Annotated in this window: 17 protein-coding genes; 14 read left to right on the plus strand and 3 right to left on the minus strand. The window is 43.5% G+C overall.

Annotated features, from left to right (window positions below; translation table 11 throughout):
- Nucleotides 1–148: 148 nt before the first annotated feature.
- The 4 genes from G610_RS0105435 (at nt 149) to G610_RS0105450 (ending at nt 6165) form a co-directional block, all read left to right on the plus strand.
- Nucleotides 149–1435: an ABC transporter substrate-binding protein gene (locus G610_RS0105435; RefSeq protein ID WP_026523974.1), complete on the plus strand. Its 1287-nt coding sequence runs from the start codon at nt 149–151 to the stop codon at nt 1433–1435.
- 88 nt (nt 1436–1523) lie between these two features.
- Nucleotides 1524–4346 (plus strand): response regulator, encoded by a 2823-nt coding sequence (locus G610_RS19850; protein WP_051197681.1) that lies wholly within the window; start codon nt 1524–1526, stop codon nt 4344–4346.
- Nucleotides 4347–5117, plus strand: a complete 771-nt coding sequence (locus G610_RS0105445) for a response regulator (RefSeq protein ID WP_026523975.1) — start codon at nt 4347–4349, stop codon at nt 5115–5117. It abuts the gene before it with no gap.
- A 37-nt stretch (nt 5118–5154) separates the two neighbouring features.
- Nucleotides 5155–6165 carry an HD-GYP domain-containing protein gene (locus G610_RS0105450; protein ID WP_026523976.1) on the plus strand — a complete coding sequence of 337 codons (1011 nt, stop codon included), beginning with the start codon at nt 5155–5157 and terminating at the stop codon, nt 6163–6165.
- 46 nt (nt 6166–6211) lie between these two features.
- On the opposite strand, the gene G610_RS0105455 is transcribed toward G610_RS0105450, so the two are convergent.
- Nucleotides 6212–7528, minus strand: coding sequence for an MATE family efflux transporter (locus G610_RS0105455; protein WP_026523977.1), 1317 nt, complete (start codon nt 7526–7528; stop codon nt 6212–6214).
- A gap of 177 nt (nt 7529–7705) precedes the next feature.
- Between G610_RS0105455 and G610_RS19855 the strand changes: the two genes are divergently transcribed.
- The 7 genes from G610_RS19855 to G610_RS0105490 all read left to right on the plus strand — a co-directional run bounded on the left by G610_RS19855 (nt 7706) and on the right by G610_RS0105490 (nt 13530).
- Nucleotides 7706–8449: a DUF4886 domain-containing protein gene (locus tag G610_RS19855; RefSeq protein ID WP_051197682.1), complete on the plus strand. Its 744-nt coding sequence runs from the start codon at nt 7706–7708 to the stop codon at nt 8447–8449.
- 25 nt (nt 8450–8474) lie between these two features.
- Entirely contained in the window at nt 8475–8717 is a 243-nt protein-coding gene (locus G610_RS0105465) for a hypothetical protein (protein ID WP_026523978.1), read from the plus strand.
- 147 nt (nt 8718–8864) lie between these two features.
- Entirely contained in the window at nt 8865–9227 is a 363-nt protein-coding gene (locus tag G610_RS0105470) for a GntR family transcriptional regulator (RefSeq protein WP_026523979.1), read from the plus strand.
- 4 nt (nt 9228–9231) lie between these two features.
- Nucleotides 9232–9930 (plus strand): ABC transporter ATP-binding protein, encoded by a 699-nt coding sequence (locus G610_RS0105475; RefSeq protein ID WP_026523980.1) that lies wholly within the window; start codon nt 9232–9234, stop codon nt 9928–9930.
- Nucleotides 9924–10748, plus strand: coding sequence for a hypothetical protein (locus tag G610_RS0105480; protein ID WP_026523981.1), 825 nt, complete (start codon nt 9924–9926; stop codon nt 10746–10748). The genes G610_RS0105475 and G610_RS0105480 overlap by 7 nt, the downstream gene beginning before the upstream one ends.
- A 200-nt stretch (nt 10749–10948) precedes the next feature.
- A complete protein-coding gene (gene uxuA, locus G610_RS0105485) occupies nt 10949–12025 on the plus strand; it encodes a mannonate dehydratase (protein ID WP_026523982.1) in 1077 nt (358 codons plus the stop codon).
- Nucleotides 12026–12027: 2 nt separating this feature from the next.
- On the plus strand, nt 12028–13530 hold the full coding sequence (locus tag G610_RS0105490) for a mannitol dehydrogenase family protein (RefSeq protein ID WP_026523983.1): 1503 nt from the start codon (nt 12028–12030) through the stop codon (nt 13528–13530).
- A 120-nt stretch (nt 13531–13650) separates the two neighbouring features.
- Here G610_RS0105490 and G610_RS0105495 read toward each other — a convergent pair whose 3' ends face one another.
- Both G610_RS0105495 and G610_RS0105500 read right to left on the minus strand, forming a co-directional pair.
- Nucleotides 13651–15366: a leucine-rich repeat protein gene (locus G610_RS0105495; protein ID WP_026523984.1), complete on the minus strand. Its 1716-nt coding sequence runs from the start codon at nt 15364–15366 to the stop codon at nt 13651–13653.
- 189 nt (nt 15367–15555) lie between these two features.
- Nucleotides 15556–16983, minus strand: coding sequence for an APC family permease (locus tag G610_RS0105500; protein ID WP_026523985.1), 1428 nt, complete (start codon nt 16981–16983; stop codon nt 15556–15558).
- 325 nt (nt 16984–17308) lie between these two features.
- On the opposite strand from G610_RS0105500, the gene G610_RS0105505 reads away from it, so the two are divergent.
- The 3 genes from G610_RS0105505 to G610_RS0105515 all read left to right on the plus strand — a co-directional run bounded on the left by G610_RS0105505 (nt 17309) and on the right by G610_RS0105515 (nt 21779).
- Nucleotides 17309–18265 carry a glycoside hydrolase family 43 protein gene (locus G610_RS0105505; RefSeq protein ID WP_026523986.1) on the plus strand — a complete coding sequence of 319 codons (957 nt, stop codon included), beginning with the start codon at nt 17309–17311 and terminating at the stop codon, nt 18263–18265.
- 12 nt (nt 18266–18277) lie between these two features.
- On the plus strand, nt 18278–19996 hold the full coding sequence (locus G610_RS19860; RefSeq protein ID WP_051197684.1) for a glycoside hydrolase family 43 protein: 1719 nt from the start codon (nt 18278–18280) through the stop codon (nt 19994–19996).
- A gap of 253 nt (nt 19997–20249) precedes the next feature.
- Nucleotides 20250–21779 carry an ABC transporter substrate-binding protein gene (locus G610_RS0105515; protein WP_026523987.1) on the plus strand — a complete coding sequence of 510 codons (1530 nt, stop codon included), beginning with the start codon at nt 20250–20252 and terminating at the stop codon, nt 21777–21779.
- Nucleotides 21780–21834: the final 55 nt, after the last annotated feature.

Raw genomic sequence — 21834 nt, forward strand, 5'->3', positions numbered from 1 at the left:
ATTTACTGCCTTTACACCCTCATTTTGCGTAAAAGTGCACTTGTTGATGAAAAAGCGTTATTTTCATATAATTAATGAAAAAATAATATCAGTGAATTACTACGTTGAGACATAAAAGAGATTTGCAGAATTGAGGGGGCTATAAAGCATGAGAAAGATTATCTGCAGCATTTTAGTTTTAAGCGTTTTGTCGCTGACGGCTTGTGGCAGTAAAGCACCGGAAGAAGCAAAGGGAGAGTTCAGCCCGTCGCTTGATACAAACACTGAGTGCAGTCTTACTGTGGCCGGAAGCTACGATAATTTCGAGGCCTTAGAGGCCGAATTTGACAGATTCAACGAGATATATCCAAATGTTCAGCTTAGCTATGTGAAGCTTGATGACTATAACAATGTATTGGACACAGCGCTGGAAGGCGATGACAAGCCCAATATTTTCTTTACCTTTGCCTCGATGGTGGACGACGAAAAATACAGTCACATTTTTACTCTTACTGAGGATTTGTCGGACTCCGCTCTTGGCCTTAATCTTGGCTGCATTCGCGAAGGCCTTATTTACCATGATGATGAAAACCATGTAATGATGGTGCCGGTTTTTTCAAGAAGCTATGGCATGCTGGTGAACAACGATCTTTTTGAAAAAGAAGGATTAAAAGTTCCCACCACATGGAATGAGCTTTTAGATGTGTGTGAAAAATTTAAAAGTAAGGGCTATGCAAACCCTATGATGGGTTACAGTGCAGGGTCATCCAGCTGTTTCATGTACACAGTTGCTTATCCCATGTTTGTAGCCAGCCTTGCAGAAAAGCAGGAAGCCCTTGATCTTGCCAATAATCTCGATCCCGCAGCAGGAGAATACATGCGTCCTGCTCTGGAAGCTGTTGATAACCTGGTTCAAAGCGGATGCATCGATATTGCTGAATGCGATAAGATCGAGGACAACTACACTGAGGTAATTCTGCGCTTTTTCGAAGGCGATGTACCTATGATGATCTGCAGTGGGGATACCGTGTCCGGAACCAGGAAACGTGAGACCCAGTCTGAGGCCTTTTCCCAGAATCCTTTTAGTTACACATTTTCTCCTATACCTTTGACAGATAAGGGCGGATACTTTATTGACAGTCCTTCTGTAGAGTTTTCCGTAAATAAGGAATGCGAAAACCTGGACATGACCAATGAGTTTATGCGTTTCCTTATAACAAATAAGGAGCTTGATGAGATGGCTTCTGTGAAGCGTCTTGTAACGCCTACATCTGATCTGTCTTTTGATGCGGTTTATGCGCCTTTTGGACAGGTACCTGCTGATCGCACAATTTCCCCTGAGGTAATTGGTGTCACAGATCCGCTTACAGTACAGATTAAAGGTGCGGCTTATCAGGTTGGAAAAGGCGAGATCACCATTGATGATGCTGTTTCCATGTATGGAACCTTTGAGTGAAAATAGCGCAAATGCAAGGAAGAACCTACTGTTATGATATAATTGTCTGGCAAGAATTTGACAATTGGGATGCCTTGGAGGATGTCGCGTGAAGAAAGCGCTGGTCATTATTCCCAATCTTCTCATAATAGGATTCGTACTTATTTTCATCGTTCTATATGCGAATACCAGAGTAGAAGAGAGCAATCAAAACGTCATAGATGAATATGAGAAGATGACTGTCACAGTTAATCTGATCATCACGAACTATCTTGAAGATGAGCAGCATCTGTGCGACATTTGGTCAAATTATGTCAACCGGTCAGCGGAGGCAGGTACTCCCATGACTCCCGAGGAGGCCATTTCTTTTATCAGAAAGGCCAAGGTATTTCCTGAGATTTCCGGTCATCTGATTTTCATGGATGATCCGGAGCGGTCCGGTATTTCAACTGCGGAAAATCCGTCAGGGTCCGGTGATTATGCGGTTTCTTACAAGAATATATCTATATTCGACAATCTCGACAGTGCGAGCAACGTCAATGGCGTGGTTAATCTCACAAGGTCTTATACCAATCCTCAGAACGGAATACAGTCCATTGCTTTCATGAATTATGTGCAGGTTCTGGATCCGGACACAGAGGAATTAAAGACCGGTCTTTTGATGAGGGTGGTCCCTTTAAGCCATCTTGAGCAGAAGCTGGTTTTTTTGAAGGGAGAGTATGATAGCGTTGAGATAAGCCTTATTGATAAGGACGGTAACTATATTTTCCATGGAAAATCCCTGAAAAACAGCAATTTCTTTGAATATTTCAAGTCCTACAATAACGTGCCCATTGAGGATTTTCAGCGCATAAAACAGGAGGTAATCGGCGAGGTCGGCTCAATAACAATGAAAAACTCAAAGGGCGAGGATTGTATGATATCCCATACCCCTCTGGAGGCTTTGAAGGTGTGGTATCTGCTAGCATACATTCCCAAAAAAGACCTTGCGGTAAGCCGCGTAGTTGACTGGATTTTGCTTGGTACGGTTTCTGTAGCCCTAATTATTTTGCTGGTCTACAATTTCCTGATACTAATGAATTATAACCATAAGCTGTCGGAAGCAGCGGAGCAGGCCAATCAGGCCAATGCTGCCAAGTCATACTTCCTTTCCACCATGTCACATGACATTCGTACTCCCATGAACGCCATCCTGGGACTCAACGAAATGGTGCTAAGGGACAGTAAGGATGAAAATATCATTAGTTATTCTGAGAGTATAAGGACCGCAGGAAATACTCTTTTGGGAATCATAAACGACATTTTGGACTTCTCGAAGATAGAAGCCGGCAGAATGGACATAATAAATGTGGATTACAGCTTTGTATCCCTTTTGAACGACCTTGTAAACATGGTTCAGAAGAAAGCAGCTGACAAGGGTCTTGCTTTTAAGCTTGATATTGACAGAGAAATTCCCACTATCCTTAACGGCGATGAGATAAGGATTAAGCAGGTCATTACCAATGTCCTTTCCAATGCGGTTAAATACACAAAAGAAGGCTCCATAACCCTTACTGTGGGCTATGAAAAGCCATTGTACAAGAACGATTCTATCATCCTGAAGGTAAAGGTTGCCGATACTGGAATTGGCATAAAACCTGAGGATATGGACCGCCTGTTTAAGGCATTTGAGCGAATCGAGGAAAAAAGAAACCGCAATATCGAAGGCACAGGTCTTGGCATGACCATAGCACAGAGCTTCCTTGCCATGATGGGAAGTCAGCTTCAGGTTGAAAGTAAGTACGGCGAGGGCTCAGTTTTTTCCTTTAATTTGGAACAGAAGGTAGTTAAATGGGATCCCATCGGTAATTTTGAGGAAGCCTTCAAGCGCTCCATCAATGAAAGACGGGGCTATCAGCAGAAGTTCACGGCTCCTGATGCGGCAGTTCTGGTGGTTGATGATACACTGGTTAACCTTAAGGTATTTGCCAATCTTTTGAGCCGCACAAAAATGCATATCGATACAGCAGAGAGCGGTGATGAAGCCATTTCTCTGTACAAAGAAAGACATTATGATGTTATTTTCCTGGATCACATGATGCCTAAAAAGGACGGTATCGAGACCCTGGCAGAAATGCATGGTATCGCTGATTCACCAAATGCCGATACGCCTATTATCTGTCTTACGGCAAATGCTATTTCGGGCATGCGTGAGATGTACATAAAGGCTGGCTTTGATGACTATATGACTAAGCCCATCAATCCGGAGAGTCTTGAAAACCTGTTACTTGAGTACATTCCAAAAGAAAAGATTGAAGCTCCGGATGAAGGAAATGACGAAGATAAAACCGTAATTCCGAAGTTTATTTATAATATTCCGGAACTGAATGTCAACTCCGGCATAAGCCATTGCGGATCCAAGCATTCATATATGTCGACCCTTAAGCTGTATAATGATGCTGCGGCTAAGAATGCTGAGGAACTTGAGAAATTATGGAATGATGGAGATCTGAAGAATCTGACCATCCGTGTTCATTCGCTAAAGAGTACATCGCGAATGATCGGAGCACTTTCTCTTGGAGATCATGCAGCAGCGCTGGAAAAAGCAGGAGATGCGAAGGATACAGAGAAGCTGGAGAAGGAATTGCCGGTTCTTTTGGAAGAATACAGAAAGCTGACATCTTCGCTTAAGACCCTTAATGACAAGGATGAGAACAGTTCCAAGGAGGATACGAGGCCGATTATAACTGATGAATCACTAAAGGAAGCATATACTACACTTTCAGAATTCTGCGCATCATACGATTTTGACTCTGTGGCGCAGGTGGTGAAGAAGCTTGGCACTTACAGAATGCCTGAAAGTGAAGCTGCAAAATATGATGAGCTGGTAAAAGCAGTTGATAACTATGATTATGATCTTATTCCGGGAATACTAGATGGGGGGAAGCAGTAAATGGCAACCAGGATAATGATAATTAGCCGTGGCGCAGGTTTTATGATTTATGCACTTGAATCCAATCTTATGGAAAGTGGCTTCGAAACCGTCCACGCAGAACCTTTGGTTAAGAGTATAGAGATGGTAAAAGAGAATGTTGATATCGTCTTATTACTTGCGGATGAATACATATATGAATCCGCGGATGCCCTTGTTTATCTAAAGGATCTGTGCGAGGACAAGGAGCTTCCTGTCTGTCTTATAGGCTATGAAATTGAGATGGAAGAGGTCAAGCGCTACATTCCGGAAAAATTCATAATTAAGGAGTTTACCCGCCCCTTTGATGCCAAAAATGTCTCGGAGGAGCTCAAGGATGTTTCCCAAATTGCCGAGGAGAAAAAGCTTGGGAAGCACATTCTTCTCGTTGATGACGATCCTACATCTCTTAGAATGTTTCAGGGGTGGCTTTCTGAAAAATACAGGGTAACCGCGGTAAAATCAGGAATGCAGGCCATCACTTACATTGCACATCACTCGCCGGATCTGATACTGCTTGATTATGATATGCCCATTACTCCCGGTCCCCAGGTAATGGAGATGATACGTAGCGAAGTCAGTGCTGCGCAGATTCCGATAATATTCCTTACGGGAAAATCCGACAGGGAGAGCATAATGAAGGTCATGAAGCTAAAGCCCCAGGGCTACCTTCTTAAGACCATGTCCAGAAAAGACATAATCGCATCTATTGATGATTTTTTCGAGAACAGAAAATGGAATAACAAGCTGTAATACTGATCTAAACTGATTTGAGGGTGGAGGATCATGGATGAACGAACGTGTAGTAGTTGTCGATGATGACACTGTGATTTTAAAAAATTCAGATGCTATCTTATCCAAATGCGGGTACAGAGTGACCTGTCTAAAGAGCGGAAAGCTTCTCCTTGGATATCTTGAAGCCAATGATGCGGACATAATTTTGATGGATATCCGTATGCCCGAGATGGATGGATATGAGACCATGAAGCTCCTCAGAGAATGGGAAAAGAAGACCGGAGCCGAGGAAATACCTGTGGTTTTCATGACAGCCAATGATGATGATGTATCTGAGACAACGGGATTATCCCTTGGAGCGATGGATTACATCAGGAAGCCTTTTCATGCTGAGGTTCTAAGGCTTCGTGTTACTCATCTATTAGAGCTTATAGCCTTCCAAAAGGATCTTCACGGTCAGGTTGTGCTTAAGACAAGGCAGCTGGAGAGCATGTCCCTTCATATCGTTGAGACTCTGGCGGATGCCATAGATGCCAAGGATAATTACACAAACGGCCATTCAAGAAGGGTTGCAGCATATTCCAAAGAAATCGCCAGTAGATGCGGGTTTTCATCGGATCGTCAGGAAGAGATATACATGATAGGCCTGCTCCATGATGTAGGTAAGATCGGAGTGCCGGATTCTGTGATAAATAAGCCCGGAAGGCTCAACGATGAAGAGTTTGATAAGATTAAAAATCACCCTGTTATGGGTGCCAAGATACTGAGTAATATCGCCGAGATGCCTAACCTCATAAAGGGCGCCAGGTGGCATCACGAGAGGTACGACGGAACAGGCTACCCCGACGGCTTAAAGGGTGAGGATATACCTGAAGAAGCAAGAATTATAGCCGTTGCGGATGCTTATGATGCCATGACCAGCCGCAGAAGCTATCGAAACATAATTCCTCAGGACCACGTGATAAGTGAGATAAAAAATGGAATGGGAACTCAGTTCGATGAGAGATTTGCCCGTATCATGCTTGATATGATCGCAGAGGATACAGAATATACAATGCATGAGTGAATTAGAAATTATGGCAGTTCAAAGGCCCGGATTTTCCGGGCCTTTTTTATGCTGCTTTAATCCATTTTCCCTTGAAGTAATAGATTACGAAAATCACTGTGCTGACAGACCAGGTCAGAGGATAAGCCCAGAAAATCACATTAACTACCGGGATAAGTCTGACAATTATGGTTATGTAGGTTATTCTGAGAAGGCACCAGCTGGACAGCATGACAATCATAGGAACTGTGGTTTTTCCGGCACCCCTGTATATTCCCGCGAGGCAATGGCTAAGTGCCAACAGGAAGAAGAAAAGACTCTCTGTTCTTGCCTGGGTAGTACCGATTGCAAGTACGGCAGGCTCACTTGAGAAGATCCTTAGGAAAAGCGGTGCGAAGGCAAAAATGGCCACGCCTATAAGCTCTGCGCATCCAACACCGATAGCACAGCCAATAACTGAACCTTTTCTGACTCTTTTGATCTCACCTGCACCAAGATTCTGACTGACGAATGTGGTCAAAGCCATGCAGATGCAGGTTATCGGCAAAAAGACAAAGCCTTCAAGCTTGGAATAGCTGCCGCAGCCTGCCATAGCTGCTGAGCCGAAGGCGTTGATATTTGACTGTACAACCACATTTCCTATTGCGATCACGCTATTCTGTATTCCTGTCGGAATTCCTATTTTCAGCTCTTTCCACAGAAGATTCATATCCATCTTAAGCTTACTTAGGAAAATTCTATGAGGTCCGTCGACTTTAAGCAGTTTGGCGAAGGCCAGAATGGCACTGACAAATTGTGCGATTATGGTGGCAAGCGCTGCACCTGCGATTCCAAGGCCAAAGTATTTAACAAATGCAATATCAAGAATAGTGTTTACTACGGTGCTGACAACAAGGTAATACAGCGGCCTTTTGGAATCTCCCACAGCCTGAAATACTCCGCAGCAGGCGCTATACAGAATATTGCCAAGGCCTCCGAGGAAGTATATTTTGAAGTACAACACAGAATTATCCATTACGTCAGACGGTGTTCCCATCCACCTAAGAAGGATAGGCGTGAAGAAATAGCCCCACACAGTCATCACAATTCCCATGAGTATCGCAAATGTAATTCCCGTATGGGTTGCTTTTGAAACCTCTTTGTAGTCCTTAGCGCCGTAGCTTTTGCCTATAATAACGCTGTTACCCATGAACAAGCCGTTTATAAAGCCCACCATTAAAAAGATAAGGCTTCCCGTGGTGCTGACAGCTGCCAGAGCCTCCTTACCCAGGACATTTCCCACAACAACGGAGTCTACAATGCTGTATAACTGTTGAAGAAGCTGCCCGAGAAACAGCGGAATAGCGAACATTATTAAATTCTTGGTAATAGAACCTTTAGTCATGAAAAATTAACCATCCTTAACTGCGTCCGATTTAGGGACACAGTATTTCTTTCTATCACTTTTTTCTATTTTGTGCAATCTTTTTGCGGAAAATAGCGGATATTTGTTGACACGAAGCTGTCAGGCAATTATGCTAACAAAAAACTATTTTTAGAAAGTGATATGGGGAATATAAATATGACTAATATTTTGGCAATCGGTAACAGTTTTTCAAGGGATGCCACAGCATATCTGTATGATATCTGTGAAAACATGGGGCTTTCAGTACATGTGGTGAATCTTTATATCGGTGGATGTTCCTTGGAGCGCCATTGGAGCAACATCGAGAGGGATGAGAAGGCATATCAGTACCAGGAAAATGGGATCTGCACTGACAGATATGTGAGCATTTCTGAAATTCTGCGCAGCAGGCCATGGGACTACATTGTGACCCAGCAGTCCAGCCATGACAGCGGATGGCTTGATACCTACGAGCCGTTTGCAGGACTTATTTTTGATTATATTAAAAAAGAAGTTCCCGGCGCCAAAATCTGCATGCAGCAGACCTGGGCATACGAGATTGACAGTGATCATGGCTGCTTTATCAGATATAACCGCGATCAGCAGGAAATGTACAACCGTTCCAGGGCTAATTATCATGCCATAGCTGATAAATACGGCATTCAGCTGATTCCTTGCGGAGATGTGATCCAGAATATCAGAAAACATCCTGAGTTTGACGTAGCAAAGGGCGGAAAATCCATCTGCAGGGACGGCTTCCACATGCATTATCTCTATGGAAGATATGCTCTTGCTTGCACCTGGGCGAAAAATCTTCTGAATGCACCTGTTAGTGACTGCACCTATGTGCCGAAGTGCTTCGATACTGACGAAGAGGTTGATATGGAACTCCTTGCTATTGTGAAGGGTGAGATAATCTAGTCACTTACTTTCGGGGTTGCTGAATATGTATATACCAGAGCTAAAGGTTTCTATAATAGATTTTGAGACAAATGCCGGATTTATCTGTAATTATTGCAGCAAGGAAAAATCTGAGAATAAGACACGTCCGTTTTTTGATAAAACCATAAAACTGTATCCTGAACTGGTCAGTGTTCAGGATATAGCTGACAGCGCGGAGAGAGAAGCGTTTATCAGGGAGGTTGTAGTATCGATAAAATTTTATTTTCGCCCGGGAGGCTGCAATTAAGCGGCTTCCCGGGCTTTTTATGTGCGTTAATTTTTCAGGCAGAAACCTTTCATGTGAAAAAATTTACGAAAAACAGTTGACAATGAATGCGAAGTGTATTATTGTACTATACAGCTAATACAATAATACATGAAAGGAGCAAATGCCATGCCATGGAATCTTGACTCGGATCGCCCGATCTTTATACAGATTGTGGAGCATCTTCAATATGATATTGTTTCAGGCTATTATCAGCCGGGGCAGAGACTGCCCAGTGTTCGCGATCTTGCTGCAGAAGCGGCGGTGAATCCCAACACGATGCAGAGGGCACTCAGCGAACTTGAGAGAGATGGATATATGCATTCAGAACGTACCAGTGGTCGATTTATTACGGAGGATAAAGGCATGATTGATGAACTGAAAAAGCAGCTGGCAACAGCGCAGATTGAAGTTTTTCTGGAGACCATGAAGAGACTTGGACTTAGTAACGATGAGATCCAGGTACTTGTTAAAGAAAGCATGAAGGAGTAACAGTATGAGCAAATTAGTTGATATTAAGGGGTTAACCAAGAACTATGAATCCATTACTGCTCTGTACAATGTAAATCTTGAGCTGGAAAGCGGTCATATCGTGGGACTTCTTGGACCTAACGGAAGCGGTAAGACCACACTTATCAAGATACTGTGCGGACTTTTACAGCCCACATCAGGACTTGTACAGGTAGATGGACACAACATCGGCGTAGAGACCAAAAGCGTAGTTTCATATCTGCCGGATCAGACTTATCTTGACGGCAACATGACAATTCGCGACATTTTCGCGCTGTTTGTGGATTTTTACAGAGATTTTGATATAAATCGTGCATATAATATGCTGAATGTTTTAAGGATAAATCCTGACGCCAAGTTGAAGACACTGTCGAAGGGTAATAAGGAGAAGGTTCAGCTGATTCTGGTAATGAGCCGCCGCGCTAAGCTCTATGTGCTGGATGAGCCCATTGCAGGTGTAGATCCCGCAGCCAGAGATTTTATCCTGAACACTATTATTTCCAACTATGATCCCAGCGCAACGATTCTGATCTCCACACATCTTATTTCAGATGTCGAGAGCATACTTGATGATGTTATTTTCCTGCAGTATGGACAGATCGCATTACATGCTTCTGTTGATGAGATCCGAAGCAGAGAAGGTAAGTCGGTAGATGCATTGTTTAGGGAGGTATACAGATGTTAGGAAAACTTATAAAACACGAATTTAAGGCTACCTGGAAATACTTTGTAGCCATAGATGCCATCGCTATTGTGGTAGGTTTTATTGCAGCCATCGTGGGATACGGGGTTGCCGGTAATATAGACGATCTTCCGGCCACCATGATAATTCTTCTTTCACTTGGACTTGCGGGATATGTATTTGCTTTGGTTTCTGCGGCAGTCCTTACTACAGTTTTGAATGTAGTGCGCTATTATCGCAGCCTTTACACAGCAGAGGGTTATCTGACATTTACCCTTCCGGCTACTACCACTGAGATATTGTCTGCCAAGATGCTGGTAGCTATAATCTGGCAGTTTATCATGGCCCTTAGCCTTTTCATAAGCATTTCCCTGTTGGTTGGAAGCTTCCTTTTGTATGGCAGCATTCATGATCTATTTGATATCCAGGAGTTCCTGGATGGGGTCGTGTACAGTTTCATGGAAATGCTTGGAATTATAGGCTTCTGGGGTACACTTCGCTATCTCTTCAACGTTCTGATGACGATAGTATTTAACATGTTGATATTCTTCTTTGCTATCAGCATTGGACAGCTGTGGCAGAAGCATAAGATTCTTGGCTCCATTATCGCGTTTTTCACTACACGCTTCGTAATGGGAATATTCGGATTCGCAGTAAATATGATGTCCGGAGCTTTCAGTATGTTATATGACAGTGCTACGGATCCCGGCAAATACTTCTCACATACTACGATAGTAAGCCTGTTTATCAGTGTTGTGGCATCTGTGATAATGTACGTTGCCAGCATCTGGATCACCGACAAAAAGCTGAATCTTGACTAATTGCATTTATTCCAGAAATCCACGCTTGATGCGGATTTTATGAGAACAGGAATAAAACTACATACATAACAAGATTTGCAAGGTTGATAACAATCCTTTCAATTGGAAAAAAAGTGCCAAAGACTTAGTATATTTGCAGAAGACAAACTCACTACGAGATTTGATATTTTCAGATATACAAAGTTGGAGGTACTTTTTTTATGGAAATGACACTTAGATGGTACGGAAAAGAGTTCGATACCGTAACTCTTGAGCAGATTCGTCAGATTCCCGGCGTTAAGGGCGTTATCACTACTTTATATGACACTAAGCCCGGTGAAGTATGGTCAAGAGAACGCATTAAGGCCATGAAGGACGAGGTAGAGGCTGCAGGCCTTAAGGTTGCAGGTATCGAGAGCGTTAATGTTCACGAGGACATCAAGCTTGGCAAGCCCTCAAGGGACCAGCTTATTGATAACTACATCGAGACACTTAAGAACCTTGGTGAAGAAGACATTCACATGGTTTGCTACAATTTCATGCCTGTGTTTGACTGGACAAGAACAGAGCTTGCAAGAAAAAGAGCAGATGGTTCAACAGTTCTTGCATACACTCAGGAGGCTGTAGATGCTCTGGTTCCCGAGGAGATGTTTAACTCAATCTCATCAGATACCAACGGAAGCATCATGCCCGGCTGGGAGCCCGACAGACTTGCTCACGTTAAGGAGCTTTTCGAGGAATATAAGGACATTACAGATGAGGATCTTTTCGAGAATCTTAAGTATTTCCTTGAGAGAATCATGCCTGTTTGCGATAAATACGACATCAACATGGCTATTCATCCCGATGATCCCGCATGGCCCGTTTTCGGACTTCCCAGAATCATCATCAACAAGGAAAACATTCATCGCATGATGAAGATGGTTGATAATCCGCACAATGGCGTTACATTCTGCTCAGGTTCCTACGGCACAAACCTTGAAAATGACCTTCCTGACATGATCAGAAGCCTCAAGGGACGCATTCATTTTGCACATGTAAGAAATCTTAAGTTCAACTCACCTACGGATTTCGAGGAAGCTGCTCATCTTTCATCAGATGGAAGCTTTGATATGTACGAGATTGTTAAGGCTCTTTACGATATCGGCTTTACAGGCCCCATCAGACCTGACCACGGCCGCATGATCTGGGGCGAAAAGGCAATGCCCGGCTACGGTCTCTACGACAGAGCGCTTGGTGCTACATACATCAACGGTCTCTGGGAAGCAATCGAGAAAAGTCACGAGAGAGGTGTTTGAAGATGTTAAAGCTCACAAATGAAGGAATTAAAGATAAAAAAGCATGGGAAGAGAAGGGCTACAAGCTCCCTTCCTATGACAGAGAAAAAATGATAGAGAATACCAGGAAAAATCCCACCTGGATTCACTTTGGTGCCGGCAATATTTTTAGGGCTTTTCAGGCAAATGTATGCGAAAAGCTCCTTGATGAAGGCGTTATAGACACAGGACTTATCGTGGCTGAGGGCTACGACTACGAGATCATTGAAAAATACAACAGACCTTCTGATGATCTCAGCATTCTTGCTACTCTTAAGGCAGACGGAACTGTTGAGAAGAAGGTAATCGGTTCTATTGCAGAGTCCTGCATCCTTGATGAGGAAAATGAGAAGGAAATCGAGCGACTTCGTGAGATTTTCAGAGCTCCTTCCCTTCAGATCGTAAGCTTTACCATCACTGAGAAGGGCTATAAGACAAGAGCTTACATGGATAAGGTTGTAGGCCTTCTCCTTGAGAGATACAAGGCAGGAAAGCTCCCTGTTTCCGTTGTAAGTATGGATAACTGCTCACACAACGGCGATAAGCTTAAGGAGGCTGTTCTTGAGATAGCAGGAGAGTGGGCAGCTGCAGGAAAATGCGATGCTGATTTCTCCGCATATCTTCAGGATGCTTCTCTTGTGGCATTTCCCCTTACAATGATCGACAAGATCACACCCCGTCCGGATGATACAGTTAAGGAGATGCTTAAGGCTGACGGCCTTGAAAACGCAGAGCCCATCGTTACTTCCAAGCACACCTACGTTGCTCCTTTTGTAAATGCTGAGGAGACCGAGTACCTTGTTATCGAGGACAAATTCCCCAACGGCAGAGCGGCTTATGAGAAGGGCGGATTTATTTTCACAGACAGAGAGACTGTTGATAAAACTGAGAGAATGAAGGTTTGCACATGCCTTAATCCTCTTCACACAGCCCTTGCTATTTTCGGCTGCATGCTTGGTTATAAGACAATTCATGATGAAATGGACGACGCAGACCTTAAGAAGCTGGTTACAACCCTTGGAAAAGACGAGGGAATGAAAGTTGTGGTTGATCCTAAGGTGCTTTCACCTCAGGAATTCCTGGATGCAGTCCTCACAAAGAGACTTCCCAATCCTTTCATGCCTGATACACCTCAGAGAATTGCCTGCGACACTTCACAGAAGCTACCTATCCGCTTTGGCGAGACAATAAAGGCCTACAGGAAGGATTCTTCCCTTAATACAGCAGACCTTAAGGTGGTTGCCCTGGTTATAGCAGGTTATCTCAGATATCTTGAGGGAATCGATGATGAAGGCAATGCCTTCGAGCAGAGTCCTGATCCGCTTCTTGATGAGCTTAAGGCACTTTCTCCCGAGGAAGTTCTTAAGAGAGAAGATGTATTTGGTGTAAATCTTTACGAAGATGACCTTGCAGAGAGAGCAATGGAGCTCTACAAGCAGATGCAGGGTGCAGGAAACATTAGAAAAACTATTAAAAGTATTGTATAACCCCTAAAAACGCTAAAAAGGGGCAGTAAACGTAAAAAATCGCAAAATTTCACTAAAAAACTCCGGCGCTGGCGCCGGAGTTTTTATATAGGTACGCCTTACGGCGTAGGACTATAGGTTTTAAGCAGTTCTCATCTTGAAAGCAGAGAATTTTCCGCCGGCCTTCTGAATCTTCTTAACCAGCTTGTTGTACTTTGACTTGCCGGTAGATCTAAGAAGGAACATTGTACCATTATCTGCGGACTTAAATGCGTTCTTGCCAACCTTGTTGATCTTATTGCCAAGAGTTTCAACATAAACGAGCTTGGTCTTGCCGGAGAAGGCCTCTGCGCCTATCTCTTTAACATAACAACCGATTGTTACGGATTCCAGCTTCTTGCACTTCTTGAAAGCATTTTTCTCGATTTTGGTTACATTGTAGACTTTTCCGTCTATTGTAACTGTTGAAGGGATTACAGCGTTCTTAATGTTTGTCTTGGTGCATTTTACAAGCGTAACGGTGTTTGTACCTGTAACCTTGTACTTATAGTTCTTTGTGTCTTTTGGAATGTCATTTAATGTAACGCTGTAGTTTACTGTGGTCTCATCAAGATCTGTGCTCTTTTTATAAACAAGAGTAATGGTCAAAGCTCTGCTTGTGCCCTTGCCGTTCTTGGTGAGAGTGAAGTATGGTGTGCTCTTTGACCACTCGGTCCATGTAAATGCACTGTTATCGTCAGGAGCGATTGTAGCTGACTTAAGTATGCCGCTAAGGTTCTTAAGCTCGTTGTTGTACTTAAATACAGGAACGATATTTACAGTCTGCTCATCCTGAGTCAGTGTTGTACGGGTAACGGTGTTATCGGAGTTAAGAACTGCAACGCCGAGGTTTGCTGCGTTACCAAGCAGGCTATGATTGTATTTCTTGAGCTTACTGCGTGTATTCTTGGCTGTGCCTGTAGAATTAGAGAATTCTGTGCAATAATCAACTCTGGTTAAACCATCGCTCTTCATTTCCCTTGAAGAAATGTTGAATCTTGAGTTTACCAGGTTAATCTTACTCTGATCGCAGTTCACAAGATCTGTCTCATATCTGCTGCTTCCGATCTTTACCTGATTCCAGCACTTTGTTGCACTGAATAGAATGTTGTTGTCGATATCGACCTCATCAAGCAGAAGAGAGAAGGCTGCAGCGTAGCCCTGTGAGGATGCTTTGTGCCATACAAGTGCGCCATAAGCGGTATTTCTCAGGTCATAGCTGTCGATTTTGATGTTGTTGTAGGTTGTGTTGTTTAATAAGTAGTTTGCGATTTTTACTTCATTATCAAACTCTTCATCGTCCTCATCAAAGTTCTTTTTGATTCTCTTGATGGCGTTCTTCAGTCTCTTACGCTGATAGGAGTATTCATCCTCATCGGTTCTCTGAAGATAAGCAAAACAGCTGTATTTGCCTGATTCAGCCTTCACATAGAGGAATTTGATCTGAGCCATAGCGCCGTCAAGCTCTAAAGGATTAGCGTAGATGTAGGCGCGTCTTGCGTATTTCAGATCGGAATCTGCGTATTTTTTCTTGGATTCTAAACCTGAGTACATTGTAAAGAAATTGGAAGTGCCGTATTCCTTCATGTTGGAAGCAGTGATCTCTGAGCCATAGCCCATGATCTTTGAATCCAGATACACGTATGCATCATAGATTTTCTGCTCGTTTTCATTGAGATTGCTTCTGATATTGTCAGATGCGGCAGCTGCCGTAATAGTGTTTGTGCCAAGTGTCGCTACGGGCAAAATGGTCACAAATAATACGATCGCGAGAATGAAAGTACTTATTCTGCGAAAGGTGTTGCAAAACTTCTTCATAACTAACCTCCATTTTTTCTAATAATTGTATCTATATTTTACTATTTGCTTCGGGAAATTTCTATCGGGATTTCGATAAGAAAGAAGATTTTCCAGATTCTTGAAAGGGCAGAAATATGAAGGGCGAAGACGACAAAAAAGGCGACATCCCATACGGAATGCCGCCTTCATATAGCTGAATATTAGGTTTTAGGCTTTTGAACCCTTTTCATTTTTGGCAATGATAGGAAGAATAACGCCAAGACCTGTGAGAACAAGAGGAGTTATTACGTTAAGTGCAAAAGTGAAAGGATCTGTATCATACATACCAAGTATGCAGCTTGCTGCTGTTACAAGGAAGCACCAACCACCGAAGAACAGAGCAAGGCCCTGGTTTTTCACAAAACGATACTCGGGCTGGAACTTCTCGCCTGCCTTACGAAGAGCCATGTAAGCAAAGAATACCCACAGGTAACGAAGAGGCATGCATACAGAGTTGAGCTTGGTGAGCTGCTTAAGAACTGCTGCAGCACCGGGTACGAATGACTGGATGAGGATGATTGAACCGGATAATATAGCAACCATCTTAATTCCGTTAATGTAAGCACCGGATTCGTTCTTTTTAAGAAGACCAGAAGGGATGTAAGCTCTTGCGTCCTCGTTGTCGAGAAGCATACGAAGAGGTGCATCGATACTGATTACCAGTGTTGAGAGCTGTCCGATCATGTTGCAGATAGCATAGATGATCAGAAGGCTGTCACCGATGTGGTAGTAGTTACCGAGCTTCTGGAATGCCCAGTAGCTTCCGTTTGAGTTGTAAGAGTTGAAACTTTCTGTTGAAGCGTTGATCTCTGCGGGATCAAACATCATACCCATAGCGATTGTGCCAAGGAAAGCGCAGACTACAACCATGATAGCAAGTGTTATCATTGATCTGGGGAAGCCTTTGCTAGGGTTCTCAACCTTATTTACATAAGGAGAGATCTTCTCACATCCACCAACTGCGAATACAAGGATGGACAGAGATGTGAAGTACTTAACATCAAACTGAGGGATGAGGTTCTTCATGCTGAAGTCCATTGATACGAAGCCGCCTTGAGGGTTGATTGCAGGTGCAGCGAACATCATGATGATGTAGAGAATGGACATTACAAACATACTTGTTCCTGCAAGTGTAGCTAGTTTTTTAAGGGGATTAAGACCCTTTGAAGCAACCCAGCAGAAGAAGAGCAGGATAGCAAGAGTAACAAGCTGTACTGCAAGTGTAGGGAATGTGTCGTAGGTCTCACCATTCCTGAAAACAGCCCAACTAAGAGCCTTAAGGCCACCTGATGACTTAGAAGCGATGTAAGTGATGTGGCAAGCCCAGTAAGTCCAACCTGCGTAATAAGCAAGCTTGGGACCGGTTGTGCTGCGAATCCATGAGCTTACACCGCCGCCTGATGTCTTGAAGGCTGAACCAAGTTCACCAACCATCAGTGCGTAGGGCACAAAATAAAGTGCGAACATGAGTATCCAGCTGAAAATAACCTGAATACCATTGAAATAGACGAAACCATTGAGTACATTACCGAATCCCCAAACGGTTGAGAATGCCATGAATGCCAAAGTGGTCCATTTCATGCGTTTTGAATCCATTTTTTAATACCTCCTAAATACTAATTCTTCAATTCCTTCCAAAAATAGATTCGTTTTTGGGACAACTTATCTATATTACACCCTAAATTTCCAAATATCAAATGGTTGAAAATTGTAATCATTGTGTATATAATTTAGATAAATATAAAATAGTTCAGCATAATATAAAATTGAATATTGGTGATTTTTACAGGTAACAATGAAAAACAGTGATTGACTTATGGAACTGTAAAGTGTGATTAACTTATGAAACCGGTGATTTTTTGTGATTAACTTATGAGCTGAACTATAGAGTGAATATGAAAATTAAATATGGAGCAGATTTATGGATAAAGAAAAAGAACTTAAATATAACGAGCCGTGGATTCTGCAGCGCGCCGATCCCTACGTGGTAAAAGCGCCGGATGGATCTTACTATTTTACGGCATCCGTTCCTGAATATGACAGGATCGTTCTTAGACATTCAGATACAGTGGCAGGCCTTGCTGACGCAGAGGAGCATGTAATCTGGAGAAAGCATGACACCGGAGTTATGGGCGACCACATCTGGGCACCAGAGCTGCATTATGTGATGGGTAAGTGGTACATCTATTTTGCAGGGGGCGAAGCAGAGGATAAGTGGAAGATCCGTCCTTATGTTATCGAGTGTCAGGGCGAAGACCCCATAGCAGACAGCTGGGTTGAAAAGGGCAAAATGAAGTGCGCAGAGGATGATGAATTCTCATTTAGAGCATTTTCCCTGGATGCCACAGTTTTTGAGAACAATGGAAAATGGTACTACATCTGGGCTGAGAAGGTTGGCGTAGGTAAGCAGATTTCCAACCTTTATATAGCAGAGATGAAGAGCCCTTATGAACTGAAAACAGTACAGGTACTTCTCACAACTCCCGATTATGACTGGGAAAGAGTTGGTTTTTGGGTAAATGAAGGACCTGCAATCCTTAAGAGAAACGGCAAGATTTTCATGACATATTCAGCAAGTGAGACAGGAATCGCCTATTGCGTTGGAATGCTCACAGCTGATGAGAATGCAGATCTTCTTGATCCTAGATCCTGGAGCAAGGAGAGATATCCCGTGCTTGCCAGTGACGCAGAGGCGGTGGTTTACGGCCCCGGACACAACTCTTTTACTGTAGATGAGAATGGTCAGGACATCATGGTCTATCATGCAAGAACTGAGACAGAGATTGTAGGAGATCCGCTTTACAACCCCAATCGTCACGCAATGCTCATGAAGATTCAGTATGACGACAGAGGATATCCTGTTTTCAAGTGCAGATGAGGATGATCGGTAATGGTAAATAAAAATAGAATAAAAAGGGCTTTTATGACGGCTGCCTGTATTGGAACAGCTCTCGGCTTATATGGAATGGCTTCCGGATGTTCATCTGCCGAAACCGGAGAGAAGGTTTCCGGCATTGATGATGCAGAAGGAACAGGCAATGAGGCAGATAGCGTGAAAAATTCAGGCGCAGAAGATGCCCAATCCGAAGAACTCGCAGAACAGGAGGAATCCATGGGAGCAGATGAACTTAGCGCAGATGAGATAAAAAAGGGCGTTTATAAAAATGCTGTTTGTTGCCATGATCCGCAGGTAATCCTGGCTGATGGCACCTACTACATGACAGGAAGCCATCAGGTACTGGCAAAATCCGATGATCTCAAGGACTGGAGCTATATCGGAAATGGCAACAACGTATTTGACAACCTGTTTTCAGGAAGTCTCCCCGCTTTTGATTTTGTAGGTAAAAACGAGGAGGGCGGCTATTCTGTGTGGGCTGCCAACACTTTTTACAATGAGACCATGCAGAAGTACGTGATGTATTTTTGTACCACTTCTTCTTATATTAAGTCGAATCTGTGTATGGCTGTGGCGGATGAGCCCGGCGGAAAGTATTCATATACAGATACTATCCTGTATTCCGGATTTACCGGTTCGCATGTGGATGAGACGGATATTAAAGATGTACTGGGGCAGGATGCGGATTTGTCAGAATATCTTAAATACGGCGGATATGACAATGAAAAGTGGCCTAACTGCATAGATCCTGCTGTTTTCACTGATGAAGATGGCAAAATGTGGATGGTATACGGATCCTGGTCCGGCGGAATTTTCCTGCTTGAGCTTGATCCGGCAACAGGAAAGCCTATTCATCCTATCGAAGAGGCTAAGGCAGGCACGGAGGATGCGCCGGATCCCTACTACGGTTACAGGCTGGTTGGAGGCGGACATCATGCTATAGAAGGTCCCTATCTGACCTATTCCAAAGAGACAGGTTATTACTATCTATTCCTGTCATACGGCGGGCTTACCAGTGACGGCGGTTATCAGATAAGGCAGTTTAGAAGCGAAAATCCCACAGGCCCCTACGTGGATGCGGCAGGCAACAGACTTGGCGATGAAGAAGATTACATGAATTACGGTCTTAAAATGATGGGAAATTATACGCTTCCAAGCCTTTCAGTGACATACATGGCCCCCGGCGGACAGTCTATTTTCCAGGATGAAGCGGGAGATTACTACATCGTATATCATCAGAGATTCGATGACGGCCAGGAGTTCCATGAGCCCAGAGTTCACAAGCTTTTCATGACAGAGGATGGCTGGTTTACGGCAGCACCTTTTGAGTATACGGGAGATGAGAGTATCGCCTCAATAAGTGGAAGCGGTGCGGCTTCTGAAGAATCAGGTGATAGCGAGGCTGAAGGTGTTACGTCCATTGAAGGCACTTTTTATGTGTTAAATCACGGCCTTGCTGTGAATAATATAGTAAATAAGCCTGTAAAATGCAGCTTCAGTGGCGGAAATATTGCATCAGCTGAGGGCGAAGAGAGCCTTAGCGGCAGCTATGAGCTTAAGGAAGGTACATCATTCGTTACGCTCACAATTGATGGACAGAGCTATGATGGCTGCGTATTTTCCATGACAGATGAAGCAGGCAACAAAACCCTGTGTATTTCAGCCAAGGGCAGCAATAACGAGACTGTCTGGGCTGTAAAGTACCTTAAATGACAGATAAAATGGCACTGTTTTATATCGCTTTATCGCAATGGAGAACACAGAAAAAGCAATTTGTAAATACTATGCAGCAATAATTGATAACTTTTGTTTAATTACACAAAAAGTATTTTAAGTTTTTATTAAAATCGACAAAAATGTAAAATGCTTTACAAAAATCTAAAATAATTATTGACGCTGTAAAATACCTTGGTTAGAATTGCTATATAAGTTAATCACTTTGACAACTTTTTTAGGAGGATTTGACATGAAAAAGAAATTTATGGGTATGGCAATGGCAACAGTCATGGGTCTTAGTACCCTGACAGGTTGTGCTACAACAACTGTTGAAGAAGCCGGCGAAGCTGAAGCTCCTGCTGAAGAAGCAGCAACAGAAGATGCAGGTGAGGCTACAGAAGAAACAGCAGAAGCTACCGAAGAGACAGCTGATGCAGCAGAGACAACAGATGGTTCTTCAACAGATTCACTTACAGGTAACGGTGACAAAGAGCTTCATGTTTTCCTTTACATGCAGGAGCATGAGAAGAAGATCTACGAGGATCTCGTAAAAGAGTTCGTAGATGAGCACAAGGATGAGATCAAAGAGGTTGTTTTCGAAGTAACTACTCAGGATGAGTACAACCAGAAAATGATCGCTAACATGACAGCAAACGATATGCCTGACGTATTCTATGTAGGACCTGCAGCAGTTCGTTCTTATGTAGATAACGGTTATGTTCTTCCTCTTGACGATTATGTAGATGCTGACACAATCGGCAGCGTTTGGGGAACAACACAGGAGATTTACAGATACGACGGAAAGAACATCGGATCAGGTTCACTCTATGCACTTCCTAAGGATCTTTCCTGCTTCGCATTTGCTTACAACCAGGACCTTTTCGATGCAGCAGGCCTTGATTATCCCGATCCTGAGAAGCCTTATACATACGACGAGTTCGTTGAGGTTTGTAAGGCTCTTACAATCGATAAGGACGGCGACGGCGAGATCGACCAGTGGGGCGTTGCAAACGCTGATCAGTGGGGCATGACTCCTTTCCTTTATTCTAATGGCGTTAAGTTCCTTAACGATGATATGACCAAGGTTAACGTAGCAAACAACGAGCAGCTCAAGGAAGCTCTTACATTCTACACAGACCTTACAAAGAACGGTCTTACACCTTCAGTTGAGCAGGATACAGCTCTTGGCGGATATCAGAGATGGCTTGATGGCCAGGTTGGTTTCTATGCATGTGGTACATGGGACGTTGCAGCATTCATGGATGATGCTACATTCCCTTACAAGTGGAACCTTTGCGGATGGCCTGTAGGACCTTCCGGTGACGGAAGATCACACACATGGATGGGTTCAGTTGGTTACTGCGTATCTGCAACATCTGAGAATCCTGATCTTGCAGCACAGCTTATTTCTAAGCTTTCAACAGATGAAAATGGACAGAAGGCTGTTTCAGGTATCTCCACTGGTGAGTCAATCCAGCTTCCTAACATCACAGAGCTTGCATATGGCGAGTTCAAGGATGCTGTAAACAGTGGCAAAGTTCCTTATGCTTCAAACTTAGACGTTATCTTTGGATACTTCGACAGCAACGATCACTATGCAGCAGCTCTTCAGGAGTTTGACTACACCTACAACGCAGAGTGGTGGACACCTTTCTGGTCAGGCGTATTCAACATCAAGAACGGCGACATCTCTGTAGAAGATTTCTTACAGCAGGTAGAGCCTGAGATGCAGGAAGCTCTTGATGAGGCAATCGAGCTTCAGAACTCAGCTACAAACTAAGCTGCCAGGCGTTATAAAGTAATTATTAGCGGAGTCCCTTCGCAACGCGGAGGGA

It is taken from the genome of Butyrivibrio sp. MB2005 (assembly GCF_000424285.1).
In the GTDB taxonomy this organism is placed as follows: domain Bacteria; phylum Bacillota; class Clostridia; order Lachnospirales; family Lachnospiraceae; genus Butyrivibrio.

Coding starts and splice junctions, on each gene's coding strand:
- G610_RS0105435 (WP_026523974.1), top strand. CDS start 149: ATGAGAAAGATTATCTGCAGCATTTTAGTTTTAAGCGTTTTGTCGCTG.
- G610_RS0105495 (WP_026523984.1), bottom strand. CDS start 15,366: ATGAAGAAGTTTTGCAACACCTTTCGCAGAATAAGTACTTTCATTCTC.
- G610_RS0105465 (WP_026523978.1), top strand. CDS start 8,475: ATGTATATACCAGAGCTAAAGGTTTCTATAATAGATTTTGAGACAAAT.
- G610_RS0105450 (WP_026523976.1), top strand. CDS start 5,155: ATGAACGAACGTGTAGTAGTTGTCGATGATGACACTGTGATTTTAAAA.
- G610_RS19860 (WP_051197684.1), top strand. CDS start 18,278: ATGGTAAATAAAAATAGAATAAAAAGGGCTTTTATGACGGCTGCCTGT.
- G610_RS0105470 (WP_026523979.1), top strand. CDS start 8,865: ATGCCATGGAATCTTGACTCGGATCGCCCGATCTTTATACAGATTGTG.
- G610_RS0105455 (WP_026523977.1), bottom strand. CDS start 7,528: ATGACTAAAGGTTCTATTACCAAGAATTTAATAATGTTCGCTATTCCG.
- G610_RS0105475 (WP_026523980.1), top strand. CDS start 9,232: ATGAGCAAATTAGTTGATATTAAGGGGTTAACCAAGAACTATGAATCC.
- G610_RS0105480 (WP_026523981.1), top strand. CDS start 9,924: ATGTTAGGAAAACTTATAAAACACGAATTTAAGGCTACCTGGAAATAC.
- G610_RS0105515 (WP_026523987.1), top strand. CDS start 20,250: ATGAAAAAGAAATTTATGGGTATGGCAATGGCAACAGTCATGGGTCTT.
- G610_RS0105490 (WP_026523983.1), top strand. CDS start 12,028: ATGTTAAAGCTCACAAATGAAGGAATTAAAGATAAAAAAGCATGGGAA.
- G610_RS0105500 (WP_026523985.1), bottom strand. CDS start 16,983: ATGGATTCAAAACGCATGAAATGGACCACTTTGGCATTCATGGCATTC.
- G610_RS0105445 (WP_026523975.1), top strand. CDS start 4,347: ATGGCAACCAGGATAATGATAATTAGCCGTGGCGCAGGTTTTATGATT.
- G610_RS19855 (WP_051197682.1), top strand. CDS start 7,706: ATGACTAATATTTTGGCAATCGGTAACAGTTTTTCAAGGGATGCCACA.
- G610_RS0105505 (WP_026523986.1), top strand. CDS start 17,309: ATGGATAAAGAAAAAGAACTTAAATATAACGAGCCGTGGATTCTGCAG.
- uxuA (WP_026523982.1), top strand. CDS start 10,949: ATGGAAATGACACTTAGATGGTACGGAAAAGAGTTCGATACCGTAACT.